At 65.2% G+C, this 24,323-nt stretch carries 21 protein-coding genes and 2 riboswitches; of the genes, 14 read left to right on the top strand and 7 right to left on the bottom strand.

All coding sequences use genetic code 11. The annotated features are described in order from the left end of the window. The first annotated feature begins 33 nt into the window (after positions 1 to 33). The 6 genes from HV711_RS30140 (at position 34) to HV711_RS30115 (ending at position 5,115) form a co-directional block, all read left to right on the top strand. Positions 34 to 348, top strand: coding sequence for an NIPSNAP family protein (locus HV711_RS30140; protein ID WP_013592239.1), 315 nt, complete (start codon positions 34 to 36; stop codon positions 346 to 348). A gap of 79 nt (positions 349 to 427) precedes the next feature. Next, positions 428 to 1,444 (top strand): ABC transporter substrate-binding protein, encoded by a 1,017-nt coding sequence (locus HV711_RS30135; RefSeq protein WP_035485421.1) that lies wholly within the window; start codon positions 428 to 430, stop codon positions 1,442 to 1,444. Between the two features lie 45 nt (positions 1,445 to 1,489). After that, positions 1,490 to 2,374: an ABC transporter permease gene (locus HV711_RS30130; protein ID WP_028361925.1), complete on the top strand. Its 885-nt coding sequence runs from the start codon at positions 1,490 to 1,492 to the stop codon at positions 2,372 to 2,374. A gap of 84 nt (positions 2,375 to 2,458) precedes the next feature. Further along, the gene (locus HV711_RS30125; RefSeq protein WP_013592242.1) at positions 2,459 to 3,253 is read left to right on the top strand and encodes an ABC transporter permease; all 795 of its coding nucleotides are present in this window, start codon (positions 2,459 to 2,461) and stop codon (positions 3,251 to 3,253) included. Between the two features lie 25 nt (positions 3,254 to 3,278). Continuing rightward, positions 3,279 to 4,370, top strand: a complete 1,092-nt coding sequence (locus HV711_RS30120) for an ABC transporter ATP-binding protein (RefSeq protein ID WP_014973389.1) — start codon at positions 3,279 to 3,281, stop codon at positions 4,368 to 4,370. A gap of 7 nt (positions 4,371 to 4,377) precedes the next feature. After that, positions 4,378 to 5,115: a GntR family transcriptional regulator gene (locus tag HV711_RS30115; RefSeq protein ID WP_013592244.1), complete on the top strand. Its 738-nt coding sequence runs from the start codon at positions 4,378 to 4,380 to the stop codon at positions 5,113 to 5,115. Between the two features lie 536 nt (positions 5,116 to 5,651). Here HV711_RS30115 and HV711_RS30110 read toward each other — a convergent pair. Beyond that, positions 5,652 to 5,789 (bottom strand): hypothetical protein, encoded by a 138-nt coding sequence (locus HV711_RS30110; protein ID WP_175145520.1) that lies wholly within the window; start codon positions 5,787 to 5,789, stop codon positions 5,652 to 5,654. Positions 5,790 to 5,990: 201 nt separating this feature from the next. Between HV711_RS30110 and HV711_RS30105 the strand changes: the two genes are divergently transcribed. The 4 genes from HV711_RS30105 (at position 5,991) to HV711_RS30090 (ending at position 11,486) form a co-directional block, all read left to right on the top strand. Continuing rightward, entirely contained in the window at positions 5,991 to 6,737 is a 747-nt protein-coding gene (locus HV711_RS30105) for a response regulator transcription factor (RefSeq protein ID WP_013592245.1), read from the top strand. Next, positions 6,734 to 8,221: a FecR domain-containing protein gene (locus HV711_RS30100; protein ID WP_035485418.1), complete on the top strand. Its 1,488-nt coding sequence runs from the start codon at positions 6,734 to 6,736 to the stop codon at positions 8,219 to 8,221. Before HV711_RS30105 ends, HV711_RS30100 begins: the two co-directional genes overlap by 4 nt. Before the next feature lie 81 nt (positions 8,222 to 8,302). Beyond that, on the top strand, positions 8,303 to 10,831 hold the full coding sequence (locus tag HV711_RS30095) for a CHASE2 domain-containing protein (RefSeq protein ID WP_035485416.1): 2,529 nt from the start codon (positions 8,303 to 8,305) through the stop codon (positions 10,829 to 10,831). A gap of 31 nt (positions 10,832 to 10,862) precedes the next feature. Beyond that, positions 10,863 to 11,486 (top strand): DUF4136 domain-containing protein, encoded by a 624-nt coding sequence (locus tag HV711_RS30090; RefSeq protein ID WP_051224781.1) that lies wholly within the window; start codon positions 10,863 to 10,865, stop codon positions 11,484 to 11,486. Between the two features lie 14 nt (positions 11,487 to 11,500). Here HV711_RS30090 and bluB read toward each other — a convergent pair whose 3' ends face one another. The 5 genes from bluB to cobA are packed head-to-tail and all read right to left on the bottom strand — an operon-like array spanning position 11,501 to position 15,266. Beyond that, positions 11,501 to 12,148, bottom strand: coding sequence for a 5,6-dimethylbenzimidazole synthase (gene bluB / locus HV711_RS30085; RefSeq protein ID WP_035485413.1), 648 nt, complete (start codon positions 12,146 to 12,148; stop codon positions 11,501 to 11,503). Next, a complete protein-coding gene (locus tag HV711_RS30080) occupies positions 12,132 to 13,430 on the bottom strand; it encodes a cobyrinic acid a,c-diamide synthase CobB (RefSeq protein ID WP_035485410.1) in 1,299 nt (432 codons plus the stop codon). Before HV711_RS30080 ends, bluB begins: the two co-directional genes overlap by 17 nt. 2 nt (positions 13,431 to 13,432) lie before the next feature. Then, the gene (cobO, locus tag HV711_RS30075) at positions 13,433 to 14,035 is read right to left on the bottom strand and encodes a cob(I)yrinic acid a,c-diamide adenosyltransferase (RefSeq protein WP_013592251.1); all 603 of its coding nucleotides are present in this window, start codon (positions 14,033 to 14,035) and stop codon (positions 13,433 to 13,435) included. Further along, a complete protein-coding gene (locus HV711_RS30070; protein WP_035485407.1) occupies positions 14,032 to 14,475 on the bottom strand; it encodes a cobalamin biosynthesis protein in 444 nt (147 codons plus the stop codon). Before HV711_RS30070 ends, cobO begins: the two co-directional genes overlap by 4 nt. After that, positions 14,472 to 15,266 (bottom strand): uroporphyrinogen-III C-methyltransferase, encoded by a 795-nt coding sequence (gene cobA, locus HV711_RS30065; RefSeq protein ID WP_035485441.1) that lies wholly within the window; start codon positions 15,264 to 15,266, stop codon positions 14,472 to 14,474. The genes HV711_RS30070 and cobA overlap by 4 nt, the downstream gene beginning before the upstream one ends. Positions 15,267 to 15,505: 239 nt before the next feature. Then, positions 15,506 to 15,744: riboswitch (cobalamin riboswitch) on the bottom strand. Positions 15,745 to 15,813: 69 nt separating this feature from the next. Then, positions 15,814 to 16,093, top strand: a riboswitch (cobalamin riboswitch). 166 nt (positions 16,094 to 16,259) lie between these two features. Here cobA and cobW point away from each other — a divergent pair. The 4 genes from cobW to HV711_RS30045 all read left to right on the top strand — a co-directional run bounded on the left by cobW (position 16,260) and on the right by HV711_RS30045 (position 22,923). Beyond that, positions 16,260 to 17,354 (top strand): cobalamin biosynthesis protein CobW, encoded by a 1,095-nt coding sequence (cobW, locus tag HV711_RS30060; protein WP_035485438.1) that lies wholly within the window; start codon positions 16,260 to 16,262, stop codon positions 17,352 to 17,354. 6 nt (positions 17,355 to 17,360) lie between these two features. Further along, positions 17,361 to 21,164 (top strand): cobaltochelatase subunit CobN, encoded by a 3,804-nt coding sequence (gene cobN / locus HV711_RS30055; RefSeq protein ID WP_035485404.1) that lies wholly within the window; start codon positions 17,361 to 17,363, stop codon positions 21,162 to 21,164. Further along, a complete protein-coding gene (locus HV711_RS30050; RefSeq protein ID WP_035485402.1) occupies positions 21,161 to 22,225 on the top strand; it encodes a magnesium chelatase ATPase subunit I in 1,065 nt (354 codons plus the stop codon). The genes cobN and HV711_RS30050 overlap by 4 nt, the downstream gene beginning before the upstream one ends. Positions 22,226 to 22,323: 98 nt before the next feature. Beyond that, positions 22,324 to 22,923 (top strand): vWA domain-containing protein, encoded by a 600-nt coding sequence (locus HV711_RS30045; protein WP_028361913.1) that lies wholly within the window; start codon positions 22,324 to 22,326, stop codon positions 22,921 to 22,923. Positions 22,924 to 22,957: 34 nt separating this feature from the next. Here the strand turns inward: HV711_RS30045 and HV711_RS30040 are convergent, their stop codons facing one another. After that, positions 22,958 to 23,911, bottom strand: coding sequence for a flagellar brake protein (locus HV711_RS30040; RefSeq protein WP_035485400.1), 954 nt, complete (start codon positions 23,909 to 23,911; stop codon positions 22,958 to 22,960). Positions 23,912 to 24,323: the final 412 nt, after the last annotated feature.

The raw sequence follows: 24,323 nt of genomic DNA, 5'->3' as shown, positions 1-24,323 counted from the left end.
CGGCATACGCCCAAACCGACACCTGGAGCCCGCATGTACTACGAAATCCGCACCTACCGCATCAAGACCGGCGCCGTGCCGAGCTATCTGAAGCTCGTGGAGGAAGAGGGCATCGAACTGCAGAAGCGCTATCTCGGCGAACTGGTCGGCTATTTCTTTTCGGACATCGGCCCGTTGAACCAGATCGTGCATATCTGGGCTTATCCGAGCCTCGACGAGCGCGAACGACGCCGCGCGGCGCTCGCGGAAGATCGCGCGTGGCAGGCGTTCGCGCCGAAGATCCAGGCGCTGATGGAAGAAATGGAAAACAAGATCATGAAGCCGGCGCGCTTTTCGCCGCTTGCCTGACGAATCAGAAGCTCGAAGCCGGCATTCGACCGGCCGCCGTATGCGTTGCCCGATACGAACCATATCCATGGAGACAGACATGAAGACCCGAAGCACCCTTATCGCGTCGCTGCTCGCATTGTGCACGGCGGCGCCCGCGCTTGCCGCGGACCCGATCGTGTTCACGAGCTGGGGCGGCACCACGCAGTCGTCGCAGCAGAAGAACTGGGCACAGCCTTTCACGCAGGCCACCGGCATCAACGTGCTGATGGACGGCCCGACCGACTACGGCAAGCTGAAGGCGATGGTCGACAGCGGCAATGTGAACTGGGACGTCGTCGACGTGGAAGGCGACTTCGCGTATGCCGCGCAGCAGGCCGGCCTCATCGAGCCGATCGATTATTCGGTCGTGAAGAAGGACGAGCTCGACCCGCGCTTTGCGACGCCGGCGGCGGTGGGCAGCTTTTACTACTCGTTCGTGCTCGGCTACAACAAGGCGAAGTACGCGGGCGCGCAGCCGCAAAGCTGGGCCGATCTGTTCGATACCAGAAAATTCCCCGGCAAGCGCACGCTCTATAAATGGTCCGCGCCCGGCGTGCTGGAAATCGCGCTGCTCGCCGACGGCGTGCAGCCGAACAAGCTGTATCCGCTGGATCTCGACCGTGCGTTCAAGAAGCTCGACACGATCAAAGGCGACATAGTCTGGTGGAGCGGCGGGGCGCAATCGCAGCAACTGCTCGCGTCGGGCGAAGCGCCTATCGGCATGTTCTGGAACGGCCGTCTGCATGCGCTCGAACAGACCGGCGTGCCCGTCGGCATTTCATGGAACCAGAATCTGACCGCCGCCGACATGCTGGTCATTCCAAAGGGCGCGAAGCATAAGGCCGAGGCGATGAAGTATCTGGCTGCAGCGACGAGCGCCCAGGCGCAGGCGAAGTTCGCCACGGACACGGGCTACGCGCCCGTCAACGTGAAGTCCGCCGCGCTGATGTCGCCGGCGGTCGCAAAGACGCTGCCCGATCAGTACAAGTCCTCGCAGATCAATCTCGACATGAAGTACTGGGCCGAGAACCGCGACGCCATCGCGAAGCGCTGGTACGCGTGGCAGTCGAAGTAAGCGTGCGGCGCGCCGCACCGTCACTGGAGTGGATGGGGAAACACCATGCCTGATGTTCTGAGTACCGTCGTGCATCCGCCTGCCACAGTTCCGCGCCGGCGGCGCGACTGGCGCAGCATGCGCCTCCTGATGCCGGCGCTCCTGCTGCTCGTCGTCTTCTTCCTGCTGCCGGTGCTGTCGCTGCTGCTGCGCAGCGTGCTGGAGCCGACGCCGGGCCTCCAGAACTACACGCAGCTGCTCGGCTCAACCACGTATTTGCGCGTGTTCGGCAATACGTTTCTGGTGGCGTCGGTAGTGACGGTCGCGACCTTGCTGATCGGCTTTCCGACCGCCTGGCTGCTGGCCATCGCGCCGCGCAAGCTGAGCACCGTGCTGTTCGCGATCCTGCTGCTGTCGATGTGGACCAATCTGCTCGCACGCACCTTCGCGTGGATGGTGCTGCTGCAGCAGACCGGGCCGATCAACCGTCTGCTGATGGCGCTCGGCGTGATCAGCGAGCCGCTCACGCTCGTCAACAATCTGATCGGCGTGACGATCGGCATGACCTACATCATGCTGCCGTTTCTCGTGATGCCGCTGCATGCGACCTTGCGCGGCATCGATCCGTCGACGCTGCGTGCCGCCGCCGTCTGCGGTGCGAGCCGCTGGCAGGCGTTCTGGCGCATTCTCGTGCCGCTCGCCATGCCGGGCATCGCGGCCGGCGGGCTGATGGTGTTCGTGATGGCACTCGGTTATTTCGTCACGCCCGCGCTGCTGGGCGGCGCTTCATACATGATGCTCGCGGAACTCATCGCGCAGCTCGTCCAGCAATTGCTCAATTGGGGCCTGGCGGGGGCCGCGGCGTTCGTGCTGCTGGTCGTCACCCTCGCGTTGTATGCATTGCAATTGCGGTTTGCGGGCGGAGCACGCGCGACCGCCGGAGGGAAATGATGAAACAGCCACCGTACTCACTAGGTTCGCTGCTCCTCAAAGGGGCGTCAGTCCCCCTTGGGGCGGCCCGACGGGAGATTTGACATGCTCCTCGACTTCGATCGCCTCGGCGCCATGCGCTGGGTGTTGCTTGCCGTCGGCGCTGCCGTCGCGCTGTTCCTGCTTCTGCCGATTCTGTTCATCGTCGCGCTGTCGTTCGGCGATTCGCAGTGGCTGATCTTTCCGCCGCCGGGCTGGACGCTGGAGTGGTACCGCCAGCTCTTCACCGACGCCGGCTGGATCGACTCGCTGCTGACGAGCGCGAAGCTCGGCGCAATCGTCACCGTGCTGTCGGTGCTGATCGGCTTTCTCGCGTCGCTCGCGCTCGTGCGCGGCAGATTCCGCGGACGCGAGGCGGCGCGCGCATTCTTCATCACGCCGATGGTGCTGCCGGTCGTGGTGCTCGCGGTCGCGCTCTATGCGTTCTTTCTGCGCATCGGTCTGAACGGCACCATGACGGGCTTCGTGATCGGCCATCTGATCATTGCGTTGCCGTTCTCGATCATCTCGATCAGCAATTCGCTCGCGAGCTTCGACACGGCGCTCGAGGATGCGGCGCTCGTCTGCGGTGCGTCGCCGCTTCAGGTGAAGCTGCGCGTGACCTTGCCGGCAATCCGGCTCGGCCTGTTCGCGGCGGCGATCTTCTCGTTCCTCGCATCGTGGGACGAGGTCGTCGTGTCGATCTTCATGGCGAGCCCGACGCTGCAGACTCTGCCCGTGCGCATCTGGGCGACCTTGCGGCAGGACCTGACGCCCGTGGTCGCGGCGGCGTCCTCGCTGCTCGTCGGCCTGACCACCGTATTGATGCTCGCGGGCGCCGTGCTGCGCCGCGCGCGCTAACACACGCTATTCGAGGTAACGAGCCATGACTTCCGCATTCCTGCAAATCCAGCGCCTGCGCAAGACTTACGACGACGTCGTCGCCATCGATCATGTATCGCTCGACGTCCGCAAGGGCGAGTTCATGACCTTCCTCGGGCCGTCCGGTTCGGGCAAGAGCACGACGCTTTATATCGTCGCGGGCTTTCAGGAGCCGAGCGAAGGGCGCGTGCTGCTCGACGGCAAGCCGCTGCTTGCCGTTGCTCCGAACAAACGCAACATCGGCATGGTGTTTCAGCGCTACACACTGTTTCCGCATTTGACGGTCGGCGAAAACGTGGCGTTTCCGTTGCGCGTGCGGCGCCGTCCGGAAGCCGAGGTGAAGGCCAAGGTCGAACAGATGCTCAAGCTCGTGCATCTGTCCGAATGCCGCGATCGGATGCCCGCGCAGCTATCGGGCGGGCAGCAGCAGCGCGTCGCGATTGCGCGTGCGCTCGCCTACGATCCGCCGGTGCTGCTGATGGACGAGCCGTTGTCGGCACTGGACAAGAAACTGCGCGAAGAGATCCAGCTGGAATTGCGCCGCATTCATCAGGAGACGGGCGTCACGATTCTCTATGTGACGCACGACCAGGAAGAGGCGCTGCGTCTGTCGGACCGCATCGCCGTGTTCAACAACGGGCGAATCGAACAGGTCGGCACGGGCGAGCAGCTCTATGCGAATCCCGCGTCGCGCTTCGTGGCGAGCTTCATCGGCAATTCGAACTTCTTGCCGGTGCGCGTGACGGCGCACAGCAACGGCCGCATGAACGGCGTGTTCCCGAACGGCCACGAGGTGGCGACGGGCACTTTCCATCCGGCGCTGAGCGCGGGCGACGACGGCACGCTGATGATCCGTCCCGAGCAGATGCGCATCCACCCGCTGCGCGATGCACGCCACGCGGCCGGGCTGCCCGTGACGGTGCGCGACATCACCTATCTCGGCGACGCCATGCACTACGCGGTCGCGACGCCCTGGCAACAGGAGATTTCGATTCGCATGCCGGCGGGGCATCGTCATGACAGCGGGCTCGCGGTCGGCACCGAGGCGCTCGTCGATTGGGACGCGCGCGACGTGCGGCTCTTCGCTCAGGCCTGAGCCCGCAATGAGCGACGCGCTGCCCTCGCTGAAGGTCGAACGCCGCACCACGACGTTGCGGGAACTCGTGCTCGAGAAAATGCGCACGGCGATTCTGGATGCGCATTTTCGCCCGGGCGAGCGGCTTGTCGAGCGATCGCTCTGCGAGGAGCTGGGCGTGAGCCGTACCGTCGTGCGCGAAGTGCTGCGGCATCTGGAGACCGAGGGGCTCGTCGACTCGATACCGAACCAGGGACCGATTGTCGCGACACTCGACGCAGCCACCGCGGCCGAGATCTATGAAATTCGCGCGCTGCTCGAAGGCGAGGCCGCGATGGCTTGCGCGCAATACGCCGATGAGAACACAGTCGCCGATCTGACTGCGTGCCTGCGCAAGATAGAAGACGCGTTCGATGCGGAAAATCATCAGGCCGTGCGGGAGTCGACCACTGCGTTCTACGAACGGATGTTCGGCGCGGGGAAAAAACGCGTGGCGTGGGAAATAGTGCAGTCGTTGACTGCGCGGATCAATCGCCTGCGCGCCTTGACGATTGCTTCCGACGACCGGGGCCGGCAAGCGGTCCACGAGATGAACCAGATACTTGGCGCGATCCGCGCGGGCGATCGGTGCGGCGCGCGGGACGCAGCGATCGCGCACGTCGCACGCGTCGCGGAAATTGCGCGCGACCTGCTCGACGCGGGGCGCGAGAGCGCGGGTGCGCGCGAGCCCAGCCCGGCACTTACGGGCGGCATCGCGAAGCGTTAAGACTGCCGACGGGAAACCGGTGACGCCTGCCCGGTGGCTTGCGCGCAGATGCTGCCGCGAACGACAAAAACCACACGCCGCCGCGCGCAACGCTATGGCTGGCGCCTCGCCTACCTCCATGCGCTTCGCACAACGGCTGCACAGCGCCCAGTCCAACCCCTTGTTTTTCAAGCCATTTCGACGCCTTGGACGCGGCATGGCGCCGCCTGCCATGCCGTGCCAGACCGATTTGACAAAGCTTAAACGATTTATTTTGAGACAGTTCCTATACTGACTCACGAAATGTCAAATCGCTGTTTCCGAATCCCGGCCGCGGTTTGGAAAACAACGGCGGCGGGGCCAGCACCGCGCGAGAGAGACCCTCTCATTCAATAACGAGCCCGAATGGGCAGACATACCAGGCGGCAGAACCTGGAAGACGTGCGAATACCGACCGATGGGCAAAGCCGCAAGGCGCGCAAGGGAAGGCGAGCCGATATAAGCGGAATGCAGGCGGCATGAGAGCGGCGGACAAAGAATCGCAAAGAATCCCAAAGTCATCGCCAGGCCGCCTGCGAGCCGTTTAATGGCGTGGAGAAAAAAACAGCCGTTTTTTCGATTATGATGACCGGCGGTTTGATAATCGCCGCTCCTGAATCAAAAAATGCGCGCAAATTTTGAGATGGAGTGGTCACGGGGTTATACGGGGCGCGAGGCGAAGGACCATTAGTCGAAAGAAGTCGAAGAAAACTTCGAACTGAAGATGAGTGGAAGGCCGGATCCCGGTGCCAGCGAGCACCGGCATCCCGGCCAGTCCGCCGGATGGCTGGCAGCGGATCACGGCTGCGGGGCGCCGGTCCGCCAGTTAGAAACGATAAGTCGCGTTGCGGGGTTTTATGAGAATTGCTGTCCTGGATGACGATTCGGCGCAGGCCGATCTTGTTTGCCAAACGCTGTCGGCGGCCGGCCATGTCTGTCACGCATATGGGGAAGGCCGCGAACTGGTGCGGCAATTGCGGCGCCAGACCTTCGATCTGCTGGTGCTCGACTGGAACGTGCCCGATATGTCGGGCGAAGAAGTCCTGCGCTGGGTACGAGAAAGTCTGTCAGAACGCTTGCCCGTGTTGTTCATGACGAGCCGCGGCCATGAAAGCGACATCACGTCGATTCTGAATACCGGCGCTGACGACTACGTCGTCAAACCGGTTTCCGCAGCGGTGCTGCTGGCGCGCGTCGGTTCGCTGCTGCGGCGCGCCTATCATCTGAAGCCGCCGGCGGCGCGGGAAGTCTTCGGCGAGTTCGAATTCGACCTGCATGCGAAGCATGTGGTGGTGCGCGGCACGAAGGTGGCGCTCACGCAGAAAGAGTTCGAGCTCGCGCTGCTGCTGTTCCAGCATCTGAGCCGGCCATTGTCGCGCGCGCATATTCTCGACGTCATCTGGAAGCAGGCGACCGACATCCCGTCGCGCACCATGGACACGCACGTCTCCATGCTGCGCAGCAAGCTCGGCCTGCGTCCCGAGCACGGCTACCGTCTGACGCCGATTTACGGCTACGGCTACCGGCTGGAACGCCTCGAGCGGCTCGAATCCGCCAGCGAGGCGCCGGCCGTGGCCGGGCGTCCCGAAGCGGGGCAGGCGTGACGGTCTCGGCCGGTGCCGCTTCGGTAGAGCAGGGCAGGAGAGGTTCGGCGAGCCGCCGCGCGGGCGCAGCGCTGACGGCAGCCGGCGTGCTCGCCATCGCCTGCTTCGCGCCGGGCTCCGCCCACGCGCAGTCTTCGCCTGTGCCGAAGCCGCGCGTGAAAGCCGCGCCGCCCGCCTACGTGGCCTATGTGACGCGTGAAGGCGACACGCTCTACGAGATTGCGAGCCGCTATCTGAGCGACAGCGGCGACTGGGCCGCGCTGAGCCGCCTGAACCGCGTGCCCGCGCCGCGCCGCATGCATGCCGGCGTGGCGCTGCGTCTGCCGGCCGACAAACTCAGGCAGGACCCGGAGACGGCACGCGTGATCGCAACGAGCGGCCCGGCCGACCATGCGTTCGGCAAGAGCCCTTATGTGCCGCTTGCGGCCGGCGCGATGCTCGGCGAAGGCGATCGCATTCGCACCGGAGCCAACGGCTTCGTCACGCTGGAGCTGTCCGACGGCTCGCATGTGACGCTGACCGAGGACAGCATGCTCGACATCGGCAGGCTGCGGCGCACCACGCTGACGGGTGCGGGCGACCGGCAACTCGAATTGCAGCGCGGCCGGGTCGAAAGCGAAGTCACGCATGCGACGAAGCCGGACGACCGCTTCCAGATCCGCTCGCCGTCGGTCGTGGCGGGCGTGCGCGGCACGCATTTTCGCGTCGCTTACGACGGCGACGCGCAAATCACGGCGGTCGAGGTGCTGGACGGCGCAGTCGGCGTCGATCCCGCCGCAGCGCTTTCGCGCGCCCCCGCGCCCGGTGCGCCGCTGCAGGCGTCGGCGCAATTGCTGGCGGCGCGCTTTGGCAGCATCACGCGAGCCGGCAGCGCGCCGGGCGATGCCGTGGAACTGCTCGCCGCGCCCGCGCTCGCTCAGCCGGCCCGCGTGCAGGACGGCAAGACGGTCGTCTTCGATGTGATCCCCGCCGAGGCGGGCGGCGGCGCCGGGACGCGAGCGAGGCCAGCAGGCTATCGCGTGCAGATTTCGCGCGACGCCGACCAGCTCGATCTGATCCGCGACCTGCGCGTGAGCGCGCAGCACGCCGATTTCGGCGATCTTCCCGACGGCACCTATTTCGTGCGCATCGCGGCCATCGACGCGAACGGGCTCGAAGGCTTGCCACAGGTGTATGGCTTTGAGCGCCGTCAGTTCGGTCTCGCGGCATCGGCGGCGCCGCGTGCCGGCAGCCACGACTACGAGTTCCGCTGGTTCGTGAGCCGTGCGCCGGCGTCGGGGGAAACGCGCTTTCGCTTCGTCATGGCGACGACGGCCGATCTGCGTCATCCGCTCGTTGACCGCGCGGACCTGCCGGGCGGTCAGCTGGTGGTAAGCGATCTGCCGCCGGGCGTCTATTACTGGACCATCGTCGCCGAGCAGTTCGACAACGGCCGCTTGTACGAAACGAGCAGCGCCGTCCGCTCCTTTACGCTCGCGCGCTGACGCTGATAGATTCACGAGGCCGCATCCAGTCCGCTTTCGAACGCTTACGCCCACACGCCCTACAGACCCTACGCGCACGCCTTGTCGAACCCATCTACGCGCCTGAGCCTCGATCCGCGCGCCCGTCTTGGACGGCGCGCCGGCCGGCGTTTCCTGATCGAATGGGTGGCCATTGGGTGCCTCGGTGTCATTGTCATCCTGCTGGGCTCGCTCGGGCGAATGAGCGCGAGCGTCGATCATCTCGTGTACGACCACTTGCTGGGCTGGCGTGCGCAGCCGGTGCTGCCCGACATCGTCGTGCTCGAAATCGACAATGAAAGCATCGCGCAGCTCGGCCGCTGGCCCTGGCCGCGCAGCGTCCACGCGAGCCTGCTCGAACAGCTCGCGAAGGCGAAGCCGGCCGCCGTCGTCTACGACGTGCTGTTGACAGAACCCAATGCCGACGATGCCGGACTGGCGCACGCCATCGCGCTAAGCCCAACGTACCTGCCCGTGCTGCTCACCAATGACGGGCGCGGCGCGCGGCATGCCGTCGTGGAGCCGGTCGCACCGCTCGCGCACGCGGCGGCGGGTCTCGGCCATATCAATCTCGAAGTGGACAGCGACGGTATCGTGCGCAGCGTCGCGCAATTCGAGGGCGACGCCGACGCGCGCTGGCCGCAACTGATGGTCACGGTCGCGCGTGCGGCGCAGCGGGGCGCGCTTGCCCTGAACCCGCCGCTGACGAGCCGCGCGGGCGCGGCGAACAGCGACAGCGCCGCCGCGGGCAACGACGCGGAGAGCGACGGCCGTTTCCTGATTCCATTCAGCCGGAACGCGCAGAGCTATACGAAGCTCAGCTTTGCGAGCGTGCTGGCAGGCGAAGTCCCGCTGGAGAAGCTGCGCGGGCGCATCGTCGTGATCGGCGTGACGGCCTCCGGTCTCTACGACCGGTTTGCGACGCCGGTGTCCGGCGAGTTGGGACCGCTGCCGGGCGTCTATATTCACGCGAACGTGCTCGATACGCTGCTGACCGGCCGTCAGGTCCTGCCGGCTGTGCGAGAGTTGCTGTTCGCCGTCTCGATGGTGCCGCTTGCGGCGCTGCTGGCCGGCTTCCTCGTGCTGTCGCCGCGCCGCTCGTTGCTGCTGACGGGCGCGCTCTGCGCCATTGCCATGGCCGGCAGCGCGCTCTTGCTGTACGGCGCGCGGCTGTGGCTGTCGCCGGTGCCGGCGATCCTCGGCGTAGTCGTCGTCTATCCGATCTGGAACTGGCGCCGCCTCGAAATGACGATGGCCTATCTGCGCAAGGAGCTGCAGCGGCTCGCCAACGAACCGCATTTGCTGCCGCAGACGCCGCAGCGCCGCCGCGAATTCGGCGGCGACGTGCTGGAGCAGCACATGGCGCTGATGGCGCAGGCCGCGCAACGCGTGCAGGACATGAAACGCTTCGTGTGGGACAGCCTGAACAGCGTGCCTGAGCCGATTCTCGTGAGCGATGTGCGCGGCGTCGTGCTGATCGCGAATCATGCCGCGAAGGCGCACTTCACGCGGCTTGGCGCGCCCATGCCCGAAGGACGCCCGATGCAGGCGGTGCTCGGCGGCCTCACGCTCGTGAAGGCGATCGACAGCGGCGCGGCCTCCGACGCGGACAACACGCTGTTCGCGCGCGCTCACTGGCCGGCGCTGCTCGATCCGACACGCCGCGAATTCGCCGCGCTGATGGCGCAGGGCGTCGAAGTGCGCGACGCCAACGAGCGCGATCATCTGCTGCGGTACGCCAAGTGCACGAACGCGCAGGGCGAAACGACCGGCTGGATCGCCGGTCTCGTCGACGTGTCCGCGCTGCATGCGGCCGAGCGTCAGCGCGAAGACGCGCTGCGGCTGCTGTCGCACGACATGCGCTCGCCGCAAGCGTCGATTCTCGCGCTGGTCGAGATGGAACGTGCCCGCGACACGCCCGCGCTCGCGCACGGCGTGCTTGAGCGCATCGAGCGTTATGCGCAACGCGCGCTGACGCTCGCCGACGACTTCGTGCAGCTTGCGCGCGCCGAATCGCAAACCTATCTGCTCGAGCCCGTGAATCTCGCCGAGTTGATGATCGACGCAAGCGACGAAGTCTGGCCGCAGGCGCATGCGAAGCGCATCGCGCTGGACACCGCAACGGACAGCCGCGACGGCGGTGACGACGAAGGCGGCGACGGTCACTGGATCTGCGCGGACCGCTCGCTGATGACGCGCGCGCTCGTCAACATTCTGAACAACGCGGTCAAGTACAGCCCGCCGGATACGCGCATCGCCTGCGAGCTGTCTTTGGTTACGCCCATAGGCGCCGCCGCGGCGCGCGGGGCAGCAAGACGCATAGCGTGCACGATTCGCGACGAAGGCTATGGCATTCCGCAAGAACAGCAGGCGGACCTCTTCGAGCGCTTCAGGCGATTTCACGAAAGCGAGCGGCCGGAAGTGGGCGGAGCCGGCCTCGGCATGGCCTTCGTGAAGACCGTCGTGACCCGCCATGGCGGCGAAGTGGAAGTGGTCAGCGCACCGGGCCGCGGCACGGCGGTCACGATCTACTTGCCGGTACTCGACGAGGAAGCGTCGGGCCAGCCCGCGAGCCCTCTTCATGACGCATGAGCACGCAATCTATCGAAGCGAGGAATGAACAGTGAAAGCGGTGAGAGAGGTGAAATCGGTGAAGGCGATTCTGATCTGTGCGGCGCTTGCGGCGGCAACTCTCACCGGCTGCACGGGTCTTCACGCCGACGTGCATACCGCCACTCCCGCGACCGCGTTGCCGGGCGAGCGGACGTATGCCTTCGCGCGCATGCCGACGCAAGGCGCGAGCAGCGACCATGCGCAATTCGAAACCGCGCTGCGCGACGAACTGGCGAAACAGGGCTTCGCGGATACGGCCGGCCGTCCCGCGCACTACGTGCTGTCGGTCGGATACGAAACGCGCCTCGCGACGATCGGCGTGGGCCGCAGCGACTGTGCGGCAGGCGATTGCGGCCGGCAGAGCGGTGCCCCGTTCTCGCCGTTCGGCGCACGCGCCTATCGGCATACGCTGACGCTGCGCTTTTTCGAACGCGCGAGCGGACGCGAAGTCTACCAGGTCAGCGCGGCCAGCACGGACCGCGATCCCGATCCACTGCAGGCGGCGCCCGCGCTCATCAAAAGCGCGCTGGCGCAGTTTCCCTTCCAGGCGCCCGCCGACTGGCGCATCAAACTGCGCATGGACGAAGCGCGCGGCGTCCCTGACGTGGTCTCAGTCCAGCCGCTCGACAGATAGCGCCGCTGCGGCGCTCAAGTGTCCTGCGGCCAGCGGTTCTCGAACACGCAATCGGCGAGCGGCATGCGCTCGGCCCAGCGTTCGGTTTGCAGCATCGGCTCGCTATAGAACTCGTCGACATGGCCAAGGCACAGTATGGCGACGGGCCGCGCGCCTTCCGGCATATGCAGGAGCCGCCGCACCGCATCCACGTCGAAGAGCGACACCCAGCCCATGCCGAGGCCTTCGGCGCGCGCCGCGAGCCACATGTTCTGGATCGCGCAGGCCACTGACGCGAGGTCCATCTCCGGCAAGGTGCGGCGGCCGAAAATGTGCCGCTCGCGGCCGTCCATCAGCGCCATCACGAGCAGCTCGCCGCATTCCAGCATGCCTTCGACCTTCAGCTTCATGAACGCTTCGCGGCGTTGGCCGAGCGCGTCGGCGGTGGCGAGCCGTTCGCTTTCGACAGTGGCATGCAGCGCCGCGCGCAACGTGGGATCGGTGATGCGCGCAATCCGCCACGGCTGCATGAAGCCGACACTCGGCGCGTGATGCGCGGCATCCAGAAGCCGCTGAAAGACGGCGGCATCGACGGGGTCGCGCACGAAGTGGCGCATGTCGCGGCGTTCGTAGATGGCGCGATAGACCGCGTCGCGGTCCGCGTCGTTAAAAGGCTTCGCCATTGAAGAGAGCGGCCGCGAAGGCCGGGTTGGAGGGCCAGTAAGCATGCATGTAGGTCGCGACTATCGGACCGACGCGGTAGAGCGCCTCGCCGGGTGCCGTATCTTGAGGCCGCGTGGCCGAGCGTAGCGGCGCGAGATCGGTGCTGACCTTTGAGTAATGAAACGTATGGCCGGTCATGACGCCATGCAGTCCGTCGATCTGCTGCATGCCGAGCGCGGTGAAGCGCGTTTGCATTGTCGCGTGGCCGGGCAGCAGGCCGAGCATCGGCGTGCTGACGCCTTGCGTGTCGGTGAGCCGGTCGAGCAGATACAGCATGCCGCCGCATTCGGCGACGAGCGGTTTGCCGGCCGCCGCGTGCGCGCGAACGGCCGCCGCGCTGTTGGCGTTTGCGGCAAGCGCCGCGGCGTGCAGCTCGGGGTAGCCGCCGGGCAGGTAGAGCGCGTCGACGTCGGCTGGCAATGCCTCGTCGGCGAGCGGCGAGAAGTAGTGCACGCGTGCGCCGAGCGCTTCGAGCAGCGCGACATTGGCGGGATAGATAAACGAAAACGCGGCGTCGCGCGCAATGGCGATGCACTTGCCCTGCAGAAGGCGAGGCAGCGCCGGCGGCGTGGGCGCGCCGAATTCGACGGCGGGCGGCAAATCGGCCAGCGCAGTGTTGACGAGGGCATCGGCGGCGCGCTCCAGACGCGCATCCAGATCGTCGATTTCCGCGGCCTGATGCAGGCCAAGGTGGCGGTCGGGCAGCTCGATTTCGCTCGCGGCGGCAATGTATCCGCACCAGCGCATGCCGGGCGGCAACGCTTCTTCCAGCATTTGCGCATGACGGGCCGAGCCGACGCGGTTGGCGAGCACGCCATGAAACGGCACCTGCGGTCTGAAGCGGGCGAGCCCGAAAGCCACTGCGCCGAAAGTCTGCGCCATCGCCTTTGCGGAAATCACGGCGAGTACCGGCACGCCGAAGGCGCTCGCGAGATCCGCGCTGCTCGGCGTGCCGTCGAACAGGCCCATGACGCCTTCGATCAGGATCAGGTCGGCATCCGCCGCCGCTTCCGCGAGCAGCTGGCGGCAGGCGTCGTGGCCGACCATCCACAGATCGAGCGACAGCACGGGCGCGCCGCTCGCCCGCGCGAGAATCATCGGATCGAGGAAGTCCGGGCCGGTCTTGAAGACCCGCACCCGCCGCCCGAGCCGCCGATGGTAGCGCGCAAGCCCCGCCGTGATCGTCGTCTTGCCTTGGCCGGACGCGGGCGCGCTGATGAAAAGCGCGGGGCAGGCGGCCACGTTCAGAACTCCACGCCGCGCTGCGCCTTCACGCCTTGCTCGCGATACGGGTGCTTGACGATGCGCATTTCGGTGACGAGGTCAGCCGCTTCGACGAGCGCGTCCGGCGCGTGACGGCCTGTGACGACCACATGCAGCATCGGCGGACGTGCGTTAATGACGGAGAGCACCTCGTCGAGCGGCAGATACTCGTACTTGAGGACAGTGTTCAGCTCGTCGAGAATCACCATCTGATAGTCGCCGCTCTCAATCATCCGTCGCGCTTCGTTCCAGCCCTTGCGCGCGGTCGCCATGTCGGCCTCGCGGTTCTGCGTGTTCCAGGTGTAACCGTCGCCCATGGTCACGAAGTCGCAATGGGCAATTGCGCCGAGAAAGTCGCGCTCCGACGTATGCAGCGCACCTTTGATGAACTGCACCACGCCAAGGCGCATGCCGTGGCCGAGCACGCGCACGGCCATGCCGAAGGCGGCGGTCGTCTTGCCCTTGCCCGTGCCGGTGTTGACGATCAGGAGACCCTTTTCGACGGTGGCCGCGGCCTGCTTCTTTTCGTGGCCTTCGCGCCGGCGTTCGGTCATGCGCTGATGCGATTCGGGATCAGTTTTCATGGAAGGTCCTGTTGAGTAGAGGTCGCGCTGTCTGCTGGCGCGGGTTCGGTCGATGCGATCGCCACAGTCACACCCGCGTGAACGGATTTGCGAGCGACGAGACGGGGAATGCCGGCGGCGCAACGGGCGCTGGCGTGAAGCGACGCGCCAAGCAACGCGCACGGTTCGCAGACGCCGTCTACGCCGAGATGCTCCCGGCTCGCCGCCGAGGGCTCGGCCAGATGCACCGCGGCAACCTGCTCGCGCGTAAACAGTTTCAGCGGCAAGGCGTGGCGCGTGCAGAAGGCGAGCAAGCCGGATTCTTGCGCTTTGGTTTCGATCGACACGACAGTCGCAATGTGTTCGAATGCCTGCGAGCCGAGCGCCGCGCGCACAGCCGCTTCGATTTCTTCCGCCGATGTATGCAGGCGGCAGCCGATGCCTACGCTCAGCGTTTTCATTTCGCGTCCGGCGAGGCGGCGGTTTCCGGCGCATCGGGTGCATCGGGCGCATCCGGTGCATCCGCCGCGGCGGCACGCGCAAACGCGAGCGACGCCACGCCGCCGATCACCACAATAGCGGGCGAGCCGAGTCCCGCGCGCGCGACCGCAGCGGCGAATTCACCGAGGGTGGCAAGCGCATGCCGTTGCTCAGGCCGCGTCGCCGATTCGATCGCCGCGCACGGCGTGGCGGCAGACATGCCTGCCGCCAGCAACGCGCCGACGATGTCATTGAGCCGCCGCATGCCCATATAGATCACGAGCGTCATGCGTGTGGCGGCGAGCGCGGACCAATCCGGCTCGCTCGTGCCCGCGCCGTGGCCGGTCACGAACACGACGCCCTGCGCATGATCGCGGTGCGTAACCGGAATGCCGATTGCCGCAGGCGCCGCGATTCCCGCTGTAATGCCGCCGACAATTTCCACTTCGATGCCCGCGGCATGCAGCGCCTGCTGCTCCTCGCCGCCCCGCCCAAACACGAACGGATCGCCGCCCTTCAGGCGCGCGACACTGCGCCCGGCATTCAGGTGCGCGAGCATCTGCGCGACGATGCCTTCCTGCGGCGTGGACGGATGACCGCCGCGCTTGCCGACATGCACGATGCAGGCATCGGCGCGCGCGAATTGCAATACGTCGGGGTTCACCAGGTCGTCGACCAGAATCACGTCGGCTTGCGCAAGGGCGCGCGTTGCCTTCAGCGTCATCAGCTCGACGTCGCCGGGGCCCGCGCCGATCAGCCATGCGCGCTTCATCGCGGCTCGCGAACCGTGCGCTGCAGCGAGGGCTGAAAGGGCACGCGTGCGACCGACGCGCACGCCATTGTGCGGCGTAAAAGCCGGCGCCATTCAGTGGAGATCGAAGTCATTCAAAGCTGTGCATTCGTGCACGAAGGCAAACGCCGGTTGCGAGCCGTTCGCGAGATCGTGCTTGAGCGCCTTCACATCCGTCCCTCGCGGATTCCGGCGGCCGGCGGCGTGACGTCGAAAACGCACGGCCACCTCCGCGTCTGGCCGGTATCCGGGCTGGCGGCCGCACGCGTTTTGCCTTCCCGCCCGCATTCGTGTGAATGTCGCGGACAGTGGCAGTGAAAACGCATGCGCGGCGCAAAAAACGCCGCAGGCCGCTTACCGTTGCGGGGACAGCACAGATTGAGCGCGCGACGCGCTGCCTGTTTCCCGTTTAACTGCACATGCGAACGCATGCGCGGGCACCAAACGCGCGCATACGATAGCACACGGCACGCGCTTCGGATAAGGGCGCCGGGCTTGCGTTTCCTTGACTGCGTGAGGCGCCGGGCCTACACTCGCACGCACTTCTGGTGCTCGTGTGCGCGCTCGTGCGTACACAGTTAAACGGGAAACAGGGGGCCCGCCTCGCATGGATCGGGTCAACCTGTGCTGCCCCCGCAACGGTAAGCGAAAAGCGTCGCCATGCTGGTTTGCATGGCACGCGGAGCCGGCTTCGATGTCCCCGCGCAAGGCCGCGTGGGCATATCACCACTGGGCGAGAAATCACTCGTCCGGGAAGGGGAAGCGGCGCTTTCGCCAGCCCGGATACCGGCCGGAACACGAAGGGCGAACGTCGCGGGGATGCGGCGCTGCGCTCAGCCCTCACACCCGTTTTCCGCGTTTTTCCTGTTGTAGCGGCAAGGCCGCCGTTCGTCCCCGTGCCCGGCAATGCCGTGTTGTGTGGGCAGTGCGCGAACACGCCGGCCGCAACTGCAACTCTCAAGGATGGATCTCACGATGCAAACCCAGATGCGCAAGATTCCCGTCACCATCGTCACGGGCTTTCTCGGCAGCGGCAAGACCACGCTGCTGCGGCACATTCTTCAGCACGCGGGCGGCAAGCGCATCGCGGTGATCGTCAACGAATTCGGCGAGCTCGGCATCGACGGTGAGATCCTGAAGGGCTGCGGGATCGGCTGCGACGAAAATGGCGTCGAGACCGAAGGCCAATTGTATGAACTGGCGAACGGGTGCCTGTGCTGCACGGTGCAGGAAGAGTTCTTTCCGGTGATGGAAAAGCTCGTCGAGCGTCGCGAGCAGATCGACCATGTGCTGATCGAAACGTCGGGCCTCGCGTTGCCGAAGCCTCTTGTGCAGGCGTTCAACTGGCCGCAGATCAAAAGCAGTTTCACCGTTGACGCGGTGATTACGGTCGTGGACGGCCCGGCCGCCGCAAGCGGTCAGTTCGCCGACAATCCGCTCGCCGTGGACGCGCAACGCAAGGCCGATCCTAACCTCGACCATGAGTCGCCGCTGCACGAATTGTTCGAGGATCAGTTGTCCGCAGCGGATCTCGTGATTCTCAACAAAACCGATCTGCTCGATGAAGCACGTCAAAACGCGGTCGAAGCGCTGATCCGCGAGGACATTCCGCCGCAAGTGAAAATCGTGCGCGCGCACATGGGGCAACTCGATCTGCACACGCTGTTCGGACTCGAGGCGGCATCGGAAGAAACGATCCACCTGCGCCACGATCATCACGGTTCGGCGGAGGACGCCGATCATCATCATGACGAATTCGATTCAGTCGTCGTACGGGCGAGCGCGCCGTCGCGCGAGGCGGTGATCGCGGCGCTGCAAAGGCTCGTCGAAAACCACACGATTTACCGCGTCAAGGGTTTCGCGGCATTGCCGGGCGCGCCCATGCGCCTCGTCATTCAAGGCGTGGGGCGCCGCTTCGACAGCTATTTCGACCGACGCTGGCAGGCAGGCGAGGGCGGCGAGAGCCGCTTCGTGCTGATCGGCGAAGATCTCGATCAGGCCGCGTTGCAACGCGCATTCGATGCCGCCCTCGGCGCGAGCGTGGCCGGTCTTGTTGTGCAACAGGCGTAGACATCCATGCATCTGCTGCGCACCACGCCGGGCGGTTTCGTCGACGATACGCAAGGCGTGATCCGGATCGATCAGCGGCCCGCGGACATCGTCGTGCTGAGTTCGGCGGATACCACGCTGTCGCTGCTCGCGAGCGTGTTTCCCCGTCTCGGCGAGGGGTTTCCGAGCGTGCGCCTCGCGAATGTCACGTATCTGCGGCAACCGGCGTCGGTGGACTTCTATGTCGAGGACGTGTTGCAGCATGCACGGGTGGTCGTGGTCGATCACCTCGGCGGTGAGGCGTATTGGCCTTACGGCATCGAGCAGGTGGTCGCGCTGGCGGAGCGCAAACAGCAGACACTGGCAATGTTCTCGGGCGATCTGCAGGAAGATCCGAACCTGCTTGCGCGCAGTACCGCGGACGCCGATCTCTGCCACCAGTTGTGGCGCTATCTGCGTGAAGGCGGTCCGCACAATGCGGAGGCGTTTCTGCGCTGCATCGCGTATCGGGCGCTCGGCTGGGGGCGTGAACCTGCGCCGCCGCGCGCGCTGCCGGCCGCATCGCTTTATCATCCGGCATGCGATACGCCTACTATCGCCGACTGGCAGGCTCGCTGGCGGCACGACGCGCCCGTCGCTGCGATTCTGTTCTACAAGGCGCACTTGCAGGCGGCCAACACGGCCGTGTTCGACGCGCTGATCGAGGCGCTAGAATCCGAAGGTGTGAATCCGTTGCCGCTTGCCATCACGTCGCTGAAAGATGCGATGAGCCGCGACGTCGTGCAATCGTTGTGCGCGCAACATAACGCGGCGCTGGTGCTCAATACGACTGCATTCGCGGCCTCGGCAATCGACGACCCAGAGCCGCCCGCGCTCGCAGGCGATGCGCCTGTGCTCCAGGTGATTCTGAGCGGCGGTAATCGCGACGACTGGCAGAAGGATAACCAGGGCCTCAATTCGCGCGATATCGCCATGCATATCGCACTGCCGGAAGTGGACGGCCGCATCATCACGCGGGCCATCAGTTTCAAGGGGCTCGCTTATCGCTGTCCACATACGGAAGTCGACGTGGTGCGCTATCAGCCGGATTTCGAGCGCGTGCGTTTTCTCGCTGAATTGAGCCGCCGCTGGTGCCGGCTGCGCTCGCTCGACAACGCGGACAAGAAACTTGCGCTGATTCTCGCCAACTATCCGATGAGCGAGGGGCGCATCGGCAATGGTGTGGGGCTCGACACGCCGGCGTCGGTGGTCGGCATTCTGTCGATGCTGCGCGACGAGGGGTATCGCGTCGCGCAAGTGCCGGACAGCGGCGACGCGTTGCTGAAAAAGCTAACCGAAGGGGTGACAAACGACCCTGTTGTGCGCGATCTGCGGCCCGCATTGCAAAGTCTCGCGCTTCACGACTACCTCGCGTATTTCAACGCGCTGCCAGCGCCGGTGCGTGACGCGCTGAATGCGCGGTGGGGCGCGCCGGAAACGGACCCGGCCGTGCGGCGCGGCCGTTTCATGATTGCGGGTTGGCGCTGCGGCCACGTGTTTGTCGGGATTCAACCGTCGCGTTCGCGCGAGCAGGGCGATTACGCGAGCTATCACGATGCCGAGCTGGTGCCGCCGCATGCGTACCTGGCGTTCTATTTCTGGCTGCGGCACCAGTTCGGCATCGACGCGCTCGTGCATGTCGGCAAGCATGGCAACCTGGAATGGCTGCCGGGCAAGAGCGTCGCGTTGAGCGAGTCGTGCTGGCCCGACTTGATTCTCGGGCCGATGCCGCATCTCTATCCGTTCATCGTCAACGATCCGGGCGAAGGCAGCCAGGCCAAGCGCCGCGCGCAGGCGGTCATCGTCGATCACCTGATGCCGCCGCTCACGCGCGCGGAAAGTTATGGATCGTTGCAGGATCTCGAACGCCAGGTCGACGAATACTATGAAGCGCTGATGGTCGACCCGCGCCGCTCGAAGCTCTTGCGGCGCACGATTCTCGCGACGATCGTCGAACACCGGCTGCACGAAGAATTGAGTCTCTCCGAGCCGAAGGGCGAGGACGATGAAGATACGCTGCTCACGCGTGTCGATGCCTGGCTGTGCGAATTGAAAGAGGCGCAGATCCGCGACGGTCTGCACACGTTCGGCCAATCGCCGCAAGGCGTGCAACGCCGCGATACCTTGCTCGCATTGGGGCGTTTTCCCATCGGCGACGGACAAGGCGGCAAAGCGGGTCTGATCGATGCGTTGGCGCGCGATCTGCAGATCGATCATTTCTTCGATCCGTTGTCGGTCGATTGGTCCGCCGCATGGACGGGCCCGCGTCCCGAGATTCTGCAACGCGTGAGCGATGCGCCCTGGCGCCATTGCGGCGATACGCGCGAGCGCCTGGAGCTCTTTGCCGCGCAGTTGCTGTCTGCCGTGTGCGGCAAGCCGGACGATACTTCCAATGCCTGCGCGCAGGATAGGCTGCCGCAAGCCGAACGCGTGATCGAGCGCCTGCGTGACGACGTGTTGCCGCGGCTCGACGCATGCGGCACGCAGGAAATGATGCAGCTCAGGCGCGGCCTTGAAGGCCGTTTCGTGCCGCCGGGGCCGAGCGGTTCGCCGTCGCGCGGCCGGCCCGACGTGTTGCCGACAGGCCGCAATTTTTATTCGGTCGACACGCGCGCGATTCCGACACAAGCGGCATGGTCGCTCGGTTTGAAGTCGGCTCAGCAATTGATCGAACGGCATGTGCAGGAACATGGCGATTATCCGCGCGCGATCGGTCTTTCCGTGTGGGGCACCGCGACCATGCGCACGGGCGGCGACGATATCGCGCAGGCGCTCGCGTTGCTTGGGGTGCGGCCAAAGTGGGCGCCGGGCAGCCATCGCGTGACGGACTTCGAGATCATGCCGATCGAGGCGTTCGATCGTCCGCGCATCGACGTCACATTGCGCGTGTCCGGCTTCTTTCGGGACGCGTTTGCAAACGTCATGCATCTATTCGACGCCGCAGTGCAAGCCGTCGCCGAACTCGATGAACCTGCAGAGGTCAATCCGATCCGCGCGCGTGTCATGCGCGAACGCGACGCGTTGATCGCGCGCGGTATGGATGCCGCCGAGGCCCGCAAGCGCGCCGGATGGCGGGTATTCAGCGCGCGGCCAGGCGCATACGGCGCCGGCTTGCAGGACATGATCGACTCGCAGCATTGGCAGACGGACGCGGATCTCGCGCATGCCTATCAGGCGTGGGGCGGTTATGCCTATACGCAAAAAAGCGCGGGCGAAGAGGCGCGTCAGGCGTTCGGCGCACGTCTCGCCGCCATGGACGTCGTCTTGCAGAATCAGGACAACCGCGAGCACGATCTGCTCGATTCCAACGACTACTACCAGTTTCAGGGCGGAATGGTCGCGGCCGTGCGGCATCTCGCGGGCAACCAGCCGAGTGTCTATCACGCGGATCACAGCAACCCCGCCGCGCCGCGGGTTCGTGCGCTTCACGAGGAAATCGCGCGCGTAGTGCGCTCGCGCGTAGTGAACCCCAAATGGATCCACGGGGTGAAGCGGCATGGTTACAAAGGCGCCGCTGAAATCGCGGCTACCGTCGATTATCTTTACGGCTATGACGCAACTGCACGCGTGGTCGCCGATCATCAATATGCGCTCGTCGCCGATGCTTATCTGAACGATCCGCATACGCGCGAATTCCTTCAGCAGCATAACCCCCATGCGCTGCATTCCATTTGCGAGCGGCTGCTGGAGGCGATGCAGCGCGGGTTGTGGCAGTCGCCAGGTGACTATCGCACGCAGGTCGAGCAGCATCTGCTCGCGAGCGAACAGCAGATTGAAGGAATGCAAACATGAACGCCGTCACGGAAAGTGCTCATCAAGGCTCGGCGCAAAAGCCCGCTTTTCCGTTTGCCGCGTTGATCGGACAAAGCGCGTTGCAGCAGGCGTTGCTGCTCGCGGCGATCGATCCGGGAATCGGCGGCGTGCTGGTGAGCGGACCGCGCGGAACGGCGAAATCAACGGCGGCGCGTGCGCTTGCCGAGTTGCTTCCGCACGGGCAGCTCGTGAACCTGCCGCTTGGCGCAAGCGAGGATCGCCTGATCGGCACGCTCGATATCGAAACCGTGCTGCGCGACGGCTCCGTGCGCTTCTCGCCCGGGTTGCTTGCGAAAGCGCATCGCGGCGTGCTGTATGTGGACGAAGTCAACCTGCTGCCCGATGCGCTCGTCGATGCCTTGCTCGATGCGGCGGCGAGCGGTGTGAACACCGTTGAGCGCGATGGCGTATCGCATAGTCACGAGGCGAGCTTCGTGCTGATCGGTACGATGAATCCGGAAGAAGGCGAGTTGCGGCCGCAATTGATCGACCGTTTCGGCTTGATGGTGGAGTTGCAGAACTGCTTCGAACCGCGCGTGCGCGAGCAGATCGTGAAAGCGCGGCTCGCATTCGAGCTCGATCCTGCCGGCTTTCGCGCCGGTTATGCGCAGCAACAGGCGCAGTACGTCGAGCGGATTCGTGCGGCCCGCGAGGTATTGCCGCAACTTTCCTTCGACGACGCACTGCACGCGCACGTGAGCGCATTGTGTATCGACGCTGCCGTGGACGGCTTGCGCGCCGACCTCGTGATGCTCCGCGCGGCACGTGCTCTGGCCGCGTGGGATCTTGCGGACGCGGTCACGACGCAGCATGTCGATAGCGTTGCGGAGGCGGTGCTTGTGCACAGGCGGCGCGCGCGGGGCGCGACCCCTGGCAGCAGCGAGGCGGGGCAACGCGATTCGTCGGCGGATTCCGCTGAGCCCGGACCATTGCAGCAAGCTAGCGGGGGCAGTGACAGCGATTGGGGTTATTTGCCCGCGCAGCCGGTTGGGACCACACAGGTCAAAGGCGTCGTACCGCTTCCACTAAAAAAACGCTGAGCCATCGGAAGGGCGCCGCCGCTGACTCGCTTAGCGGTTTTCGATGGCGGCAACGGGCGGATGCGTCCTCGCGCTCGCGCGGCGATGCACGAGCGCGGATGCATGGCGATGTCGGCCGACGGATTACATGGCCGCAGACGCTCATCGCCATGGGCCGACAAAGGCGGGCCGCGTTGCGTGCAAACGATCTGCGTTTCGTGCGCGAGATGCCACGCAAAGGCGTGCTGCATTGCTTCGTGCTGGACTGTTCCGGCTCGATGCTGGGCGGAGCGCGGCTCGCGCTCGCCAAGGGGTTGTTGATTGCGCTGTTCGACCGTGTGAGCGCGATGCGTGCGGAGGCAGCACTGATCTGTTTCGGCGGAGCGGGAGCGGACGTGCGTTTCGGGCCCGCGGTACCGCGCTGGTGGAATGAGCGATGGCTCGATCCGATTGGTGGCGGCGGCGGTACACCGCTTACAGCCGGCGTTCGATGCGCGACGCAACTGCTCGAGCGCAACGCACGGCGCAGGCCCGCGCAGCAGCGCTGGCTGTGGATATTGACCGACGGCCGCACGGCGGATGAGGCGGCGCGCCCCGTCCACGCGGATGAAGTCGTATTCGTCGACTTCGAAGACGGCACGATACGGCTTGGCCGCTGCGAGAGAATGGCTCACGCCTGGAGCGCGCACCGCTTCACGCCAGAAGAACTGATCGGTTGACCGGCGTCCGCTTCTCTACTCGCCGGTTTCGCGACTATCTGAAATCGTGCGACCACTGCTGCACATCGTCCTGCCGGTCGAATACGAAAACTTTCATCGCCATCTGCTGCTCGGGTTGCAGTTGATCGAACTGCAGCCCGTGAATCGTCCCGGCCTGCGTACCGGTGCTTTTCTGCACGTTGCGGATGACAGCCGTAGTCTCGATCTCCTTGTCCATCTCCGCGGACTTGAGCTGGAACGTCACACGCAGCCGGTCGCCGACGGCGCCCAGATTCCACGGCGCCATCAAGGACATGCCCAGTGCGCTGATGCTCTTCGCCACGCCTAGGCCCTCGTAGCTCTCGCCCGTCGCTCCGATGCCGACGCGCACCGCGAAGTGGGTCCGGACGCGGATCGATTTGCGCTCGCGCAGCCGGCGAATCGGACCGGGTCTCGATAGCACCACGTATTCGAACGGGGAGCGGCAGACGGCGTCGACGGTACAGACGAAACGGAACACGGCCTGGCTTGCTATCGCCACGATATCGATGTTTTCGCCGAGGCCGAGGGCGAGCATGCGGCCCTGATGAAGCGGCGGCGTGATGAACAGCGCATGATTCGGCGCGAATCCGATGATGCGGCACGGATGCATGGGCGCGCCGCTGCCGGGTTGCAGGCGTACGCCGACCAATGCGCCGATTTCCAGGTGCATGTCTGGGAGCGTCAAACGGTTGCCCGCTTGCGCATGCACGGGTGGCTCGATGGTTATTGGCGCGATCGCTTCGGGCAGGTCGCCGCGACGGGGCTGGAAGTGTTCGAAGAGAAACGCGCGCTCGTCGACGGTTGCAAGAACGGTGCCGCTCGCAAATAGAAGCGCGCCGTCGGCGCCGATAATCGGCCACTCGATCGGCGTTCCAATCGGCACGGCTTCGGGGCTCAGAACTGCCGAAGGCGGGGCGGGCTCGGCAGGTGCAGGACGGTTGGCTGACTGGTCGGCTGATTCGTGCATTGAACAACGATCGTCGAGGTGGCGGGTATCCAGTTTAACGGCGGGAGACGGGAGAACTTGAATTGCGTCTGTCGTGGACAGAGATCTTCAATGCGCGCCGACAATCGGGGTATCTGAATTAGACTGGATGCCTAACTAATATACCGGCGATTGCAGGGTTACGGGTGGCCGGGTCTTTTCCCCGTCTTCTCCCTTTTTCGAAAATACTTGCAGAGAGGGGGTTGACGCAGGGCAGGGGGCATCGCATAATTCGCCTCCCGTTTGACGACGGACGCGAAGAAAGCAGAGCTTCTTGGCGAATGATCTTTAAAAACTAACAGCCGATAAGTGTGGGCGCTTGATGCGACGACGCTACGCCGGACTCTCCGGGGTCTGGCGGAAAAAGCGAAAGTATCAAGTCTCACACAGTAAT

Origin of the sequence: Paraburkholderia phenoliruptrix (genome assembly GCF_902859825.1) — a bacterium.
Classification (GTDB): Bacteria; Pseudomonadota; Gammaproteobacteria; order Burkholderiales; family Burkholderiaceae; genus Paraburkholderia; species Paraburkholderia phenoliruptrix.
The sequence above is the reverse complement of the archived record's forward strand: the minus strand, read 5'-3'. Positions and strand labels throughout refer to the sequence as shown.

Coding starts and splice junctions, on each gene's coding strand:
- cobA (WP_035485441.1), bottom strand. CDS start 15,266: ATGAAGCGCGCATGGCTGATCGGCGCGGGCCCCGGCGACGTCGAGCTG.
- cobN (WP_035485404.1), top strand. CDS start 17,361: ATGCATCTGCTGCGCACCACGCCGGGCGGTTTCGTCGACGATACGCAA.
- bluB (WP_035485413.1), bottom strand. CDS start 12,148: ATGGCGAAGCCTTTTAACGACGCGGACCGCGACGCGGTCTATCGCGCC.
- HV711_RS30140 (WP_013592239.1), top strand. CDS start 34: ATGTACTACGAAATCCGCACCTACCGCATCAAGACCGGCGCCGTGCCG.
- HV711_RS30040 (WP_035485400.1), bottom strand. CDS start 23,911: ATGCACGAATCAGCCGACCAGTCAGCCAACCGTCCTGCACCTGCCGAG.
- HV711_RS30125 (WP_013592242.1), top strand. CDS start 2,459: ATGCTCCTCGACTTCGATCGCCTCGGCGCCATGCGCTGGGTGTTGCTT.
- HV711_RS30050 (WP_035485402.1), top strand. CDS start 21,161: ATGAACGCCGTCACGGAAAGTGCTCATCAAGGCTCGGCGCAAAAGCCC.
- HV711_RS30070 (WP_035485407.1), bottom strand. CDS start 14,475: ATGAAAACGCTGAGCGTAGGCATCGGCTGCCGCCTGCATACATCGGCG.
- cobW (WP_035485438.1), top strand. CDS start 16,260: ATGCAAACCCAGATGCGCAAGATTCCCGTCACCATCGTCACGGGCTTT.
- HV711_RS30105 (WP_013592245.1), top strand. CDS start 5,991: ATGAGAATTGCTGTCCTGGATGACGATTCGGCGCAGGCCGATCTTGTT.
- cobO (WP_013592251.1), bottom strand. CDS start 14,035: ATGAAAACTGATCCCGAATCGCATCAGCGCATGACCGAACGCCGGCGC.
- HV711_RS30045 (WP_028361913.1), top strand. CDS start 22,324: ATGCATGGCGATGTCGGCCGACGGATTACATGGCCGCAGACGCTCATC.
- HV711_RS30135 (WP_035485421.1), top strand. CDS start 428: ATGAAGACCCGAAGCACCCTTATCGCGTCGCTGCTCGCATTGTGCACG.
- HV711_RS30130 (WP_028361925.1), top strand. CDS start 1,490: ATGCCTGATGTTCTGAGTACCGTCGTGCATCCGCCTGCCACAGTTCCG.
- HV711_RS30115 (WP_013592244.1), top strand. CDS start 4,378: ATGAGCGACGCGCTGCCCTCGCTGAAGGTCGAACGCCGCACCACGACG.
- HV711_RS30120 (WP_014973389.1), top strand. CDS start 3,279: ATGACTTCCGCATTCCTGCAAATCCAGCGCCTGCGCAAGACTTACGAC.